The organism is Streptomyces sp. BBFR51 (assembly GCF_044591655.1).
GTDB lineage: Bacteria > Actinomycetota > Actinomycetes > Streptomycetales > Streptomycetaceae > Streptomyces.
Map to the genome: position 1 here is coordinate 2,755,906 of NZ_CP172448.1, position 13,398 is coordinate 2,769,303.

Genomic DNA, 13,398 nt, shown 5'->3' on the forward strand with positions numbered 1-13,398 from the left:
CGGGGTGCCTCCCCCACTCTCGGCTTCGCTCGAGCGGGAGGTGCCCCCACCGCCCACCCGTGCCGCCCCAGCGGCACGACTGCCCGCAGCGGCGGCGGGGCCCCGGCTCACTCCAGGTAGCCCCTGAGTTGGTCCGCGTAGGCGTGGTCGCGGAGTTTGTTGAGGGTCTTGGACTCGATCTGGCGGATGCGTTCCCGGGTGACGCCGAAGATGCGGCCTATCTCCTCCAGCGTGCGGGGGCGGCCGTCGACCAGGCCGTAGCGGAGCTGGACGACCTTGCGTTCGCGTTCGCCGAGGGTGGAGAGCACCGCGTCCAGGTGCTGGCGCAGCAGCAGGAACGCGGCCGTCTCGACGGGGCTGGCGGCGTCGCCGTCCTCGATCAGGTCGCCGAGGGCGACGTCGTCCTCCTCGCCGACCGGGGCGTGCAGCGAGACCGGCTCCTGGGCCAGGCGCAGCACCTCGCCGACCCGCTCGGGGGGCAGCTCCAGGTGGGCGGCGACCTCCTGCGGAGTCGGCTCGTAGCCGCGTTCCTGGAGCATGCGGCGCTGCACGCGGACGACCCGGTTGATCAGCTCCACGACGTGGACGGGGACGCGGATGGTGCGGGCCTGGTCGGCCAGGGCACGGGACATGGCCTGGCGGATCCACCAGGTGGCGTAGGTGGAGAACTTGTAGCCCCGGGCGTAGTCGAATTTCTCCACGGCCCGGATCAGCCCCAGGTTCCCCTCCTGGACCAGGTCGAGCATGGTCAGCCCGCGTCCGACGTACCGCTTGGCCACCGACACCACGAGCCGCAGGTTCGCCTCGATCAGCCGCCGCTTGGCGAGGCGCCCCAGGACGACGAGCCGGTCGAGGTCGAGGGCGAGGCGGCTGTCCAGGTCGGGGGTGCGCCGCAGCTTCTCCTCGGCGAACAGCCCGGCCTCCACGCGCCGGGCGAGGTCGACCTCCTCGGCCGCGGTGAGCAGCGGGATCCGGCCGATCTCGCGCAGGTACTGCCGGAACAGGTCGGAGGAGGGCCCGCCGGACTCCGTGCGGGTGGGCGGCGGCGGTCCGGCGGAGTCGGGAGCGACCACGGGGTCGGCGGGGTCGGGGTCCGGGTCGCCGGGGTGGTGCACGGCCGGCACCGCACCGGGCTGCGCGGGCATCGCGACGAGGACGCCGCGCTCCGCGTCCGGCTCCGCGCCGCCGGTACTGGTGTCGGTCTGGGTGAGGGTCTGGGTCTGCACGGGGGCGACCTCCAGGATGGACGCGGCCGGCGGGGGCCGGCGGCGGTACTTCGGGGACGGAGTCGGCTGGCTCGCCGCTGTCCGTCCCGCTCGCGTCGAACGCGGCCGCGGGGACCGGCGAACCGCCGGGACGGGCCCCAGGGCACCGCCCCCAGTGTGGGGTACGACACATCGCCGCCACGAGGGGCGTGCGGTGACTTTTTGCGTCCGGGCCGTGACCGACGGGTTACCCGCGGGTGTTCACACGGGTGCCGGCGCGGCCGCCTCTAGAGCGCGGCGGCGCCGTGTTCGCGCAGGGTCTGGTCGTACTGCTGGAGGACCCACAGCTCGTTCTGTACGGCGGCCAGTTCGGCGGGGTCGCCGTGGCCGGAGAGGCGGGTGAGGCGGCCGGTGATGTCGCGGATGCGGCGCTCGACGGCGCGGCGGCGGACGGTGACCAGCTGGGCGCCCGCGTAGACCTCGTCGACGTCCTTCACGCCCCGGTGGAGCATGATCGCCTCGACCGCGAGTTCGGTGACCATGGCGCGGACGGCGTCGTCGGGGGCGGCGTCGCGGACCCGGACCAGGTAGTCGTGCGGGTCCTGGACGCCGAACTCGGCGCCGCCGGCCTCCAGGATCGCCTCGCGTACGGCGGTGTAGGGCGGGGCGGTGAACTCGTCGACGCCGTACGCGTCGAAGGCCGGGGAGACCAGCTCGGGGCGCTGGAGGGCGAGCTTGAGCAGCTCGCGCTCGGTGGCGAAGACCGGGTTGCGGAGGTTGAGCGCCGGGCCGCCCCGGGGGCCGGGACCGGCCTGGCCGGCGTACTGCTGCGGGGCGCCGCCGCTGCCGCGCTGCTGCCGGTCGGGGGCGGGGCCCTTGCCGCCGCGGTCGCGGGCCCAGCGGGCCAGCTGGCCGATCCGCTTGACCACGAACTGGGTGTCGAGGATGCCCAGCATGCCGGCGAGCTGCACGGCCACCTCGTGCTGCGCCCCGCTGTTCTTGATCCGGGCGACGACCGGGGCGGCCTCGTCCAGGGCGGAGGCGCGGCCGGCCGGGGTGTCCAGGTCGTACCGGCCGACGATCTGGCGCAGCGCGAACTCGAAGAGCGGGGTGCGCGGCTCGACCAGGTCGGCGACCGCGTCGTCGCCCTTGGCCAGGCGCAGGTCGCAGGGGTCCATGCCGTCGGGCGCGATGGCGATGTAGGTCTCGGCGGCGAACTTCTGGTCGTCCTCGAAGGCGCGCAGGGCCGCCTTCTGGCCGGCCGCGTCGCCGTCGAAGGTGAAGATCACGCGGGCCGAGCCGTTGTCCATGAGCAGGCGGCGCAGGATCTTGATGTGGTCGCCGCCGAAGGCCGTGCCGCAGGTGGCGATGGCCGTGGTGACGCCGGCCAGGTGGCAGGCCATGACGTCCGTGTAGCCCTCGACGACCACGGCGCGGGACGCCTTCGCGATGTCCTTCTTCGCGAGGTCGATGCCGTACAGGACCTGGGACTTCTTGTAGATCGCCGTGTCGGGGGTGTTCAGGTACTTGGGGCCGTTGTCCGACTCGTAGAGCTTGCGGGCGCCGAAGCCGACGACGTCGCCGCCGATGTCGCGGATGGGCCACATCAGCCGGCCCCGGAACCGGTCGATGGGGCCGCGGCGGCCCTCCTGGGCGAGCCCGGAGAGCAGCAGCTCCTTGTCGCTGAAGCCCTTGCCGCGCAGGAAGCGGGTGAGGTGGTCCCAGCCCTGGGGGCTGTAGCCGACGGAGAAGTGCTCGGCGGCGGCCTGGTCGAAACCGCGGTCGGCGAGGAAGGCGCGGCCGGTGTCGGCCTCGGGGCCGCTCGCCAGCTGCTCCGCGTACCACTGGGCGGCGATCTTGTGGGCCTCGACCAGGCGGATGCGCTCACCGCGCTGGTGGGCGGGGTTGTACCCGCCCTCCTCGTAACGCAGGGTGATGCCGGCCTGGCCGGCCAGGCGCTCGACCGCCTCCGAGAAGGTGAGGTGGTCGATCTTCATCACGAACGTGATGGTGTCGCCGCCCTCCTGGCAGCCGAAGCAGTGGAAGAACCCCTTGCTCGGACTGACCTGGAAGGACGGCGACTTCTCGTCGTGGAAGGGGCACAGCCCCTTCAGGTTGCCGCCCCCGGCGCCTCGCAGCTGGAGGTACTCCGAGACGACGGCGTCGATCGGGACCGCGTCCCGTACCGCCTTCACGTCCTCGTCGTTGATCCGTCCTGCCACGCGTGAAGTCTACGGGGCGGCACCGACATGCTCGGACGGACCGACAGCTATGCGACGAGGCTTTCGAGGGATACGCGCGGGTTCGCCAGTGCCTCCGTGTCCACCGGGGACTTCGAGCGGATCAGCTGCTGGATCGGCTCCGTGACGTCCCACACGTTGACGTTCATCCCGGCCAGCACCCGGCCCTCCTTGACCCAGAAGGCGATGAACTCCCGCTTCGCCGCGTCCCCGCGGATCACCACCTGGTCGTACGATCCCGCCGGCGCCCAGCCGGAGTACTCCATGCCCAGGTCGTACTGGTCGGTGAAGAAGTAGGGCACGCGGTCGTGGGCGAGATCCTTGCCGAGCATCGCGCGGGCCGCGGCCGGGCCGCCGTTCAGGGCGTTGGCCCAGTGCTCCACGCGCAGGCTGGTGTCGAAGAGTGCGTGGTGGAAGGAGGCCACGTCGCCTGCGGCGTAGACGTCGGGGTCCGAGGTGCGCAGGTTCGCGTCCACGACGATGCCGCTGCCCTGGGCGCGGTCGGCGATCTCCAGCCCGGCGGCCTGGGCGAGCGCGGTGCGCGGTGCGGCGCCGATCGCGGCGAGCACGTCGTGCGCGGGGTGCTCCTCGCCGTCGTCGGTGCGGGCGGCCAGCACCATGCCGTCCTGGCCGACGATCTCGGTCAGCTTCACGCCGAAGCGGAACCGGACGCCGCGCGACTCGTGCAGCTCGGCGAAGACGGAGCCCAGCTCCGGGCCGAGGACGCCGTGCAGCGGGGTCGGTCCCGGCTCGATGACGGTGACCTCCGCCCCGTACTCGCGGGCCGCCGCCGCGACCTCCAGGCCGATCCAGCCGGCGCCGGCGATCACGAGGTGGCCGTTGTCCCGGCCGAGGGAGGAGAGGACGCCCTTGAGGCGTTCGGCGTGGGCGAGGCGGCGCAGGTGGTGGACGCCGGCGAGGTCGGTGCCGGGGACGTCGAGGCGCCGGGGCTCGGCGCCGGTCGCGATGAGCAGCTTGTCGTACCTGACGTGGGTGCCGTCGTCGCCGTAGTGGACGGTCTTGGCGGTGCGGTCGATCGCGACGACGGTCTGGCCGAGGTGCAGCTCGATGTCGTGCCGCGCGTACCAGGCGGGTTCGTGCACGAAGACGCTGTCGCGTTCCTCCTTGCCGAGGAGGTAGCCCTTGGACAGCGGCGGGCGCTCGTAGGGGTGGTCGCGTTCGTCGCAGATGAGGATCACCCGGCCGGTGAAGCCCTCCGTGCGGAGTGTCTCGGCCGCCTTCGCGCCGGCCAGGCCGCCTCCGACGATGACGAATGTCTGATCCGCGTCGACCACTTGTTTGCCTCCTCGTCAGGGTTCCGCCACATGCGAGCGTCCCGCACGTGGCGTGGTGCGGGAAGGGGGAGTGACCCGATCAGGCCACGGAGTGGCGCGTTTCGGCGCGCACGTGCCGCGTTCGGGGCCCCTGGGGCCTGTCGGATCACACCCGTCCCGTCGCCAGTGTCATCAATGCCCCGTCAGCCGGGCGTGAAGCGAGCGGGCCGAGGCGTCGGTGAGGGAGCCGATCTGGTCGACGATCACCCGCTTGCGGGCCCGGTCGTCGCCGGCCGCGTCGAACAGGGCGCGGAACTGCGGGTCGAGGCCGTCGGGGGCGCGGGCGGTGAGCGCCTCGGCCAGTTCGGCGACGACGATCCGCTGGTCGGCGCGGAGCGCCTCCTGCTCGGTGCGCTGCATGACGTACCGGACGGCGACCGCCTTGAGGACGGCGCACTCCAGGTGCGTCTCCCGGGGGACGACCAGCTGGGCGGTGTACCGGGTGAGCCGGCCGCCACCGTAGGCGGCTCTGGTGGCGGCCTCGGCGGCGAGGCAGAAGCGGCCGATGAGCTGGCTGGTGGCGTCCTTGAGCCGGGCCTGGGCGACGGCCGAGCCGTCGTACCCGTGCGGCCACCAGTCCTGGGCGAGGAGCCGGTCGAGGGCGGCGGCGAGTTCGGCGTGGTCGGTGCCGACGGGGACGTACCGGCCGACGGCGGCCTCGAAGACCGCCTCGCGCTCGGGGTCGGCGAGCAGGCAGTTCGGGTCGATGTGGCCGGCGTGCAGGCCGTCCTCGACGTCGTGCACCGAGTACGCCACGTCGTCGGCCCAGTCCATGACCTGGGCCTCGAAGCAGGTGCGGGCACCGGGGGCGCCCTCGCGGAGCCACTCGAAGACGGGCCGGTCGTCGTCGTAGACCCCGAACTTGGGCGAGGCCGGGTCGGTGGGGTGGGCGCCGCGGGGCCAGGGGTACTTGGTCGCGGCGTCGAGCGTGGCCCGGGTGAGGTTGAGGCCGACGGAGCCGTCCTCGGTGAACCGCTTGGGCTCGATGCGGGTGAGCAGCCGCAGCGACTGGGCGTTGCCCTCGAAGCCGCCGCAGTCCTCGGCGAACGCGTTGAGCGCCTGTTCGCCGTTGTGCCCGAAGGGCGGGTGTCCCAGGTCGTGCGCGAGGCAGGCCGCCTCGACGAGGTCCGGGTCGCAGCCGAGGGCGGCCCCGAGTTCCCGGCCGACCTGCGCGCATTCCAGGGAGTGCGTGAGGCGGGTGCGCGGGCTGGCGTCCCAGAGGGGGCTGCCCTCCCCCGGCGTCACGACCTGCGTCTTGCCGGCGAGGCGGCGCAGGGCGCCGGAGTGCAGGATGCGGGCGCGGTCGCGTTGGAAGGCGGTGCGACCGGGGCGTTTGTCCGGTTCCGGGGCGTAGCGGGCGACTGACGTGGGGTCGTACGGGGTGGGGGGTGCGGCGCCTTCCATGTCATGAACAGTAAGCGGAAGGTGTGACAGGTGGGGGCCTACGCGTGTGCCGGGCGGGGTTGTCGGGCGGGTGCGGGGCCCGCCGTGGCTGGTCGCGCCCGCTCGGCGGAGCCGCGATTCGAGACCGCCCGCGCCCCTTCGGCAGCGCTGTCGTAGCGGTGCAGCAGCAGGCGTGCCATCGCCGGATGGGTGCCCAGGGGGGCCGACGCGATCCACGGGGCCGCTGCCGCGCACTCCGTCGCGAAGCGGCCCGGGGCCGTGAAGCAGGAGGCGACGGCCACGCGACGGTGGCCCCGGGCCGTGAGGGCGCGTACCGCCTCCGGGACCGTCGGGGACGACGCCGAGGCGTAGGCCGGGAGTACGGGGACGCCCAGGCGGGCGGCGAGGAGGGTGGCCGTGCGGGCGGTGTCGGCCGCGGAGTCCGGGGCCCGGGAGCCGGCGGAGGCGAGGACGACGGCGTGGTCCGGCCCCGCGTGGGCGGGCCAGCCGGCCTCCAGGAGACGGTCCTGGAGGGCGTCCACGAGGAGGGGGTGCGGGCCGAGCGGGGCGGCGACGCGGGTGCGGGCCGGGGACTCGGCAGCCATCTCGGGGATGTCGCGTCCCACGTGGTGACCGCGGCTGAGGAGGAGCGGGACCAGGACGGCCTCCCCGTCACCGAGGGCTGCCAGCGTGTCGGGCAGCAGGGGCGCGTTCAGCTCGATGTGCCCGAGGTGCACCGGCAGGGCGGGGCGCAGGGCGCGGACCCGGTCGAGGAGGGCCCGTACGGTGCTCAGCGCGCGTGGGTCGCGGCTGCCGTGGGCGACGAGGACCAGGGCGGGTGTGCCGCCGGTGGCCGCTGTGCTCCTCTTGCTCATCACTGTCGTCGCCGTCATGCACCGAGGGTGGCGGTGGCACGTTGCCTTTGCGTTGCGTGGATGTCACGGGGATTTTCCGTCGGGCCGCGGTGCGAGGTCCGCCGCGTGTGAGCGTACGGCGAACCGGACGGCGCGCCCGGACGTCCCTGGTGGCAGGAGACCGACCGGGGAGGGACCGTCCGATGCGCCGCCCGAGCTTTCGCAGACCGCGCCTGCCGCGCACCCGCAGGGGGCGGCGGAGGCTGGTCCAGGTGGTCGTGGCCGGGTGCGTGCTGGCGCTGTTGCCGGCGACGTGGATGCGCCTGGTCACCGGCGACCGGCTGCGCACCACGGCCGACGTGCCCCGTACCGAGGTCGCGGTCGTCTTCGGCGCCGGGCTGTGGGACGGGGAGCCCTCGCCGTACCTCGCGCACCGGCTGGACGCGGCGGCCGAGCTGTACCGCGCCGGGCGCATCGAGGTGGTGCTCGTGAGCGGGGACAACAGCCGCGAGGAGTACGACGAGCCGGACGCCATGCGCGCCTACCTCGTGCGGCACGGCGTGCCCGACGGGCGGATCGTCAGCGACTACGCGGGATTCGACACCTGGGACTCCTGTGTCCGCGCGAAGAAGATCTTCGGGGTGGACCGGGCGGTGCTGATCAGCCAGGGCTTCCACATCCGGCGGGCGGTGGCGCTGTGCCAGGAGGCGGGGGTGGCGTCGTACGGCGTCGGGGTCGACGACAAGCACGACGTGACCTGGTACTACGGCGGCGCCCGGGAGATCCTCGCGGCGGGCAAGGCGGTGCTGGACGTGGTCTTCGAGCCGGATCCGCACTTCCTCGGGCCGAGGGAGCCGGGGGTCGCGCGGGCGCTCGCCGACGCGGGGTGACGCGGTCCTCACCGCGGCCCGGCGGCGGCGGGGAGGTCGTCGTCCCCGCCGTGTAACAGGGCGCCGCCCGGTCGCGTAACACGGAAGCCGCAGGCTGGGCGGCATGCAGAACACCGGCCCGCGCAATCCCGCCACCACCCCCACGCACTGCCCGTACTGCGCCCTGCAGTGCGGGATGAATCTGACGCCCGCCGCCGAGGGGACCGTCGAGGTGAGCGAGCGGGCGGACTTCCCGGTGAACCGGGGCGCGCTGTGCGGCAAGGGGCGTACGGCTCCCGCGGTGCTCGCGTCGGAGGCGCGGCTGACCTCGCCGCTGGTGCGTTCCGGCGACGGGGAGCTGGTGCCGGCCTCGTGGGACGAGGCGCTGGACCGGGTCGCCCGCAACCTGGCCCGCACGCGGGCGGCGCGCGGCGCGGACGCGCTCGGGGTGTTCGGCGGGGGCGGGCTGACCAACGAGAAGGCGTACACGCTGGGCAAGTTCGCCCGGGTGGTGCTGGGCACCTCGCAGATCGACTACAACGGGCGGTTCTGCATGTCGTCGGCCGCGGCGGCCGGGACGAGGGCGTTCGGTCTCGACCGGGGGCTGCCGTTCCCGCTGGAGGACATCCCGAGGACCGGCTGCGTGATCCTCGTCGGGTCGAATCCGGCGGAGACGATGCCGCCGTCCCTCAGGTACTTCACGGAGCTGCGCGAGAACGGCGGCACGCTGATCGTCGTCGACCCGCGGCGGACGAAGACCGCGGAGCAGGCCGACCTGCACCTGGCGCCCCGGCCCGGCACCGACCTGGCCCTCGCGCTGGGCATGCTGCACCTGGTGGTCGCCGAGGGGCGGGTGGACGAGCCGTACGTCGAGGAGCGCACGAGCGGCTGGGAGGAGGCGCGGGCCGCGGCGATGGCGCACTGGCCGGAGTACGTGGAGCGGATCACGGGGGTGTCCGTGCCCGAACTGCGGGAGGCGGTGCGGCTGTTCTGCGCGCCCGAGGCGGCGATGGTGCTGACCGCGCGCGGGCCCGAGCAGCAGGCCAAGGGCACGGACACGGTGGGCGCGTGGATCAACCTGTGCCTGGCGACCGGGCGGGCGGGGCGTCCGCTGTCGGGGTACGGCTGTCTGACCGGGCAGGGCAACGGGCAGGGCGGACGCGAACACGGGCAGAAGGCCGACCAGTTGCCCGGCTACCGCAAGCTGACCGACCCGGCGGCGCGGCGGCACGTCGCCGAGGTGTGGGACGTGGACCCGGACTCGCTGCCGGGTCCCGGGCGCAGTGCGTACGAGCTGCTGGACGCGCTGGGCACGGACATCGGGTCGTTGCTGGTGATGGGCTCCAACCCGGTGGTGTCGGCGCCCCGCGCGGCGCACGTCGAGGAGCGGCTGCGGTCGCTGGACTTCCTGGCCGTGTGCGACGTGGTGCTCTCCGAGACGGCGGCGCTGGCGGACGTCGTACTGCCGGTGACGCAGTGGGCGGAGGAGTCGGGGACCACGACCAGTCTGGAGGGGCGGGTGCTGCTGCGGCGGCGCGCGATCACCCCGCCCGAGGGCGTCCGCAGCGACCTGGAGGTGCTGCACGAGCTGGCCGCCCGGCTCGGCGTGGAGAAGGGCTTCCCGACCGAGCCCGAGGAGGTCTTCGAGGAGTTGCGCCGGGCGAGCGCGGGCGGACCGGCGGACTACTCCGGGATCGACTACCGGCGGCTGGCGCGGGAGAACGGGGTGTTCTGGCCGTGCCCGGCGGCCCCGGACGGGGAGGCCGTGTCCCATCCGGGCACCCCGCGCCTGTTCCTCGACCGGTTCGCGACCGGCGACGGGCGGGCGAGGTTCGTGCCCGTCTCGCACCGGCCGAGCGCCGAGGAGCCGGACGACGTGTACCCGGTGCTGCTGACCACGGGGCGGGTGGTGGCGCAGTACCAGTCCGGCGCGCAGACCCGGCGGGTGGACGAGCTGAACGCCGCCGCACCCGGCCCCTTCGTGGAGCTGCACCCGAGGCTGGCGGCGCGGCTGGGGGTGGCCGAGGGCGATCGGCTGGCCGTCGTCTCCCGGCGCGGCCGGGCGGTGGCGCCGGCCCGCATCACCACCGGCATCCGTCCCGACACCGTGTTCATGCCCTTCCACTGGCCGGGCGAGGGACGTGCCAACACCCTGACCAACCCGGCGCTCGACCCGACCTCGCGGATGCCGGAGTTCAAGGTGTGCGCGGTGCGGGTGGAGGCGGCGCGGTAGCCGTCGCCTCGCAGGGTCATCCTCTCCCCTCATGATCTCCACGCCGGCGCTATGGACTTGTCATGTCCGGGGCCTTTGAATCCGAGTCAGTAACCAGGCCCCCGTTATGTTTTCCGCGGTCCTGCAAGAGGGCCGCTGGCCTCCGAGCCCGGCATGACTGTGTCCCCCTGTTGAACCGTATGACCTGGGGGGTGGTGTTCACCGGGCCCGAGAGGTGCCGTCGGAGACGCTGATGAGAGGTCCGGCCACCGTCCGGTCCGGTGCAATACCGGGCAGTTCACGGGCGGCAGGTCTGCATAACGTGGATGCGCGCGTACGACACCGATGCCCAGGCCAGCCGTGCCAAAGGAAGTGGAGAGCACGATGTTCGACACCGGCGACGTGGACGTCTTCCTCGGCCTGGACGTCGGCAAGACCGCCCATCACGGCCATGGACTGACCCCGGCCGGCAAGAAGGTCTTCGACAAGCCCCTGCCCAACAGCGAGCCGAAGCTGCGGGCCGTCTTCGACAAGCTGGCCGCGAAGTTCGGCACCGTCCTGCTGGTCGTGGACCAGCCCGCCTCTATCGGAGCCCTGCCGCTGACCGTCGCAAGAGACGCGGGCTGCAAGGTCGCCTACCTGCCGGGCCTGGCGATGCGGCGGATCGCCGACCTCTACCCGGGCGAGGCCAAGACCGACGCGAAGGACGCCGCGGTCATCGCGGACGCCGCCCGCACCATGCCCCACACCCTGCGGTCCCTGGAACTCACCGACGAGATCACCGCCGAGCTGACCGTCCTCGTCGGCTTCGACCAGGACCTCGCGGCCGAGGCCACCCGCACCTCCAACCGCATACGCGGTCTGCTCACCCAATTCCACCCCAGCCTGGAACGCGCCCTCGGCCCACGCCTGGACCACCAGGCCGTCACCTGGCTGCTGGAACGCTACGGCTCCCCCGCCGCACTGCGAAAAGCCGGACGCCGCAGGCTCGTTGACGGAATCCGGCCCAAGGCCCCGCGCATGGCCCAGCGGCTGATCGACGAGATCTTCGACGCGCTCGACGAGCAGACCGTCGTCGTTCCCGGCACCGGCACGCTCGACATCGTCGTCCCGTCGCTGGCCCGCTCGCTCGCGGCTGTTCACGAACAGCGCCGAGCTCTGGAAGCACAGATCGGGCAGCTGTTGGAGAAGCACCCTCTTTCCCAGGTCCTGATCTCGATGCCGGGGATCGCGATCAGGACCGCTGCCACCTTGCTGGTCACCGTCGGCGACGGCACCAGCTTCCCCACCGCCGCCCACCTGGCCTCCTACGCCGGCCTCGCACCCGCGACAAAGTCGTCGGGAACCTCGATCCACGGCGAACACGCACCACGAGGCGGCAACCGGCAGCTCAAACGCGCGATGTTCTTATCCGCGTTCGCCGCCCTGCACGATCCCGCCTCCCGGACCTACTACGACCGATGCCGAGCCAGAGGAAAGACCCACACGCAGGCTCTTCTCCGCCTCGCCCGACAGCGGATCAGCGTGCTGTTCGCGATGCTCCGAGACGGCACTTTCTACGAACACCGAACCCCACGCCTCGCTTGACGAAAGACATAGAGGCACCCCCAGCGCCGAAAGCGCGCCCGTTCCGAGGAGATCGATGAGCCGAATACGGCACGTCAGCGGTTCCCGTCTCATCATGGCCGGCACCGCCGCCACCACCGCGACCCTCCTGGTCGCCGCCCTCGCCCCCGGCGCCACCGCGGCCGACCGGCCGGCCCCCTCCCCCGCCGCCGCCCTCGACAACGCGGCGGCGGCCCTGCTGGACCACGCCACCGAACTGAACCTGACGGGCGCTCAGGACACCGAGGCCCGCGACGTCATCGTCGACCAGGACGGCACCCAGCACGTGCGCTACGACCGCACCTACCGCGAACTCCCGGTACTGGGCGGCGACTTCGTGGTCCACCTCGGCCCCGACGGCGACTACCGCGGCGCCAACCGTGCGACCCGGACGCCGGTCTCCCTGTCCACCGTCACCCCGAAGCTGTCGGCACCCAAGGCCGCCGACCTGGCCGCGAACGCGCTGCGCGCCGTCAACCCGGGCGAGCTCCTCAAGAAGCTCACCGCCCAACCCGAGCTGGTCGTCGACGCCCTGCACGGCACCCCGAAGCTGGCCTGGCGGACCGACGCGGCCGCGCTGGACTCCCTCGGCAACCCCGTCGCGCGCACCGTGCTCACCGACGCGGGCACGGGCGCCCGCATCGACGCGTGGGACACCATCGAGACGGCGTCCGGCGACGGCGAGTCGCTGTACGGCGGCACGGTGCCGCTGGAGACGACGACGTCGGGATCCGCGTACCAGCTCAAGGACCCGACGCGCGGCGGCACGTACACGGGCGACGCGGAGAACCAGACCGACCTGTGCTTCCTCACCATCTGCCTGGTGCGGGCGCCCGCGACGCTGTTCACGGACGACGACAACCACTGGGGCACGGGGACCGCCGCCGACCGCGCCTCGGCCGCGGTGGACGCGCAGTACGGCACGGACGCCACCTGGGACTACTACAAGGACGTCCACGGCCGCAGCGGCATCGCCGGCGACGGCAAGGGCTCGTACAACCGCGTGCACTACGGCACCCGGTACAACAACGCCTTCTGGGACGACGGTTGCTTCTGCATGACGTACGGCGACGGTGACGGGACGACCTTCGGGCCGCTGGTCTCGCTGGACGTCGCCGGGCACGAGATGTCGCACGGCGTGACCTCGTCGACGGCGGCACTGACGTACTCGGGCGAGTCCGGCGGCCTGAACGAGGCGACCTCGGACATATTCGGCACGCTGGTGGAGTGGCACGCGGGCAACTCCACCGACGCCGGGGACTACCTGATCGGCGAGAACGTCGTCCGGGACGGCTTCGGGCGCGACGCGCTGCGCTACATGGACAAGCCCAGCAGGGACGGCAGTTCGGCCGACTGCTGGAGCACCTCGCTGGGCGACCTCGACGTCCACTACTCCTCCGGCGTCGCCAACCACTTCGCCTACCTGCTGGCCGAGGGCAGCGGCGCGAAGACCGTGGGCGGCGTGGCGTACGACTCCCCCACCTGCGACGGCTCCACCGTCTTGGGGATCGGCCGGGACAAGCTCGGTGACATCTGGTACCGAGCGCTGACGGTCTACATGACCTCGTCCACGGACTACGCGGGCGCCCGCACGGCCACCCTCAGCGCGGCCGGTGACCTGTACGGCACCGACAGTGACGAGTACGCCGCGGTCGGCGCGGCGTGGAGCGCGGTGAACGTGGTGGCCTGACGTCCG

8 protein-coding genes and 1 pseudogene are annotated in these 13,398 nt (G+C 73.0%); 4 read left to right on the forward strand and 5 right to left on the reverse strand.

Going from position 1 to position 13,398, the window contains the following annotated elements; genetic code table 11:
• Positions 1–107: 107 nt before the first annotated feature.
• From ACGH7X_RS12590 to ACGH7X_RS12610, 5 genes and pseudogenes are all read right to left on the reverse strand, one after another.
• Positions 108–1,372, reverse strand: a pseudogene (locus ACGH7X_RS12590) (RNA polymerase sigma factor).
• 120 nt (positions 1,373–1,492) lie between these two features.
• Positions 1,493–3,427 carry a DNA primase gene (gene dnaG / locus ACGH7X_RS12595; RefSeq protein ID WP_399884704.1) on the reverse strand — a complete coding sequence of 645 codons (1,935 nt, stop codon included), beginning with the start codon at positions 3,425–3,427 and terminating at the stop codon, positions 1,493–1,495.
• 47 nt (positions 3,428–3,474) lie between these two features.
• The gene (locus ACGH7X_RS12600; protein WP_399884706.1) at positions 3,475–4,740 is read right to left on the reverse strand and encodes an NAD(P)/FAD-dependent oxidoreductase; all 1,266 of its coding nucleotides are present in this window, start codon (positions 4,738–4,740) and stop codon (positions 3,475–3,477) included.
• A gap of 171 nt (positions 4,741–4,911) precedes the next feature.
• Entirely contained in the window at positions 4,912–6,183 is a 1,272-nt protein-coding gene (locus tag ACGH7X_RS12605; RefSeq protein ID WP_399884708.1) for a deoxyguanosinetriphosphate triphosphohydrolase, read from the reverse strand.
• A 38-nt stretch (positions 6,184–6,221) separates the two neighbouring features.
• Positions 6,222–7,055, reverse strand: a complete 834-nt coding sequence (locus ACGH7X_RS12610) for a sirohydrochlorin chelatase (protein WP_399884710.1) — start codon at positions 7,053–7,055, stop codon at positions 6,222–6,224.
• A gap of 164 nt (positions 7,056–7,219) precedes the next feature.
• Between ACGH7X_RS12610 and ACGH7X_RS12615 the strand changes: the two genes are divergently transcribed.
• The 4 genes from ACGH7X_RS12615 (at position 7,220) to ACGH7X_RS12630 (ending at position 13,392) form a co-directional block, all read left to right on the forward strand.
• Complete coding sequence (locus ACGH7X_RS12615) at positions 7,220–7,906, forward strand: vancomycin high temperature exclusion protein (RefSeq protein ID WP_399884712.1); 687 nt, start codon at positions 7,220–7,222, stop codon at positions 7,904–7,906.
• Between the two features lie 103 nt (positions 7,907–8,009).
• Complete coding sequence (locus ACGH7X_RS12620) at positions 8,010–10,118, forward strand: molybdopterin oxidoreductase family protein (protein WP_399884714.1); 2,109 nt, start codon at positions 8,010–8,012, stop codon at positions 10,116–10,118.
• A 363-nt stretch (positions 10,119–10,481) separates the two neighbouring features.
• Positions 10,482–11,684, forward strand: coding sequence for an IS110 family transposase (locus ACGH7X_RS12625; protein ID WP_399882081.1), 1,203 nt, complete (start codon positions 10,482–10,484; stop codon positions 11,682–11,684).
• A gap of 55 nt (positions 11,685–11,739) precedes the next feature.
• Positions 11,740–13,392, forward strand: a complete 1,653-nt coding sequence (locus ACGH7X_RS12630; RefSeq protein ID WP_399884716.1) for a M4 family metallopeptidase — start codon at positions 11,740–11,742, stop codon at positions 13,390–13,392.
• Positions 13,393–13,398: the final 6 nt, after the last annotated feature.

Excerpts from the sequence above, each read along its gene's own strand:
- ACGH7X_RS12605 (WP_399884708.1), bottom strand. The coding sequence starts at position 6,183 with ATGGAAGGCGCCGCACCCCCCACCCCGTACGACCCCACGTCAGTCGCC.
- ACGH7X_RS12610 (WP_399884710.1), bottom strand. The coding sequence starts at position 7,055 with ATGACGGCGACGACAGTGATGAGCAAGAGGAGCACAGCGGCCACCGGC.
- ACGH7X_RS12615 (WP_399884712.1), top strand. The coding sequence starts at position 7,220 with ATGCGCCGCCCGAGCTTTCGCAGACCGCGCCTGCCGCGCACCCGCAGG.
- ACGH7X_RS12620 (WP_399884714.1), top strand. The coding sequence starts at position 8,010 with ATGCAGAACACCGGCCCGCGCAATCCCGCCACCACCCCCACGCACTGC.
- ACGH7X_RS12625 (WP_399882081.1), top strand. The coding sequence starts at position 10,482 with ATGTTCGACACCGGCGACGTGGACGTCTTCCTCGGCCTGGACGTCGGC.
- ACGH7X_RS12630 (WP_399884716.1), top strand. The coding sequence starts at position 11,740 with ATGAGCCGAATACGGCACGTCAGCGGTTCCCGTCTCATCATGGCCGGC.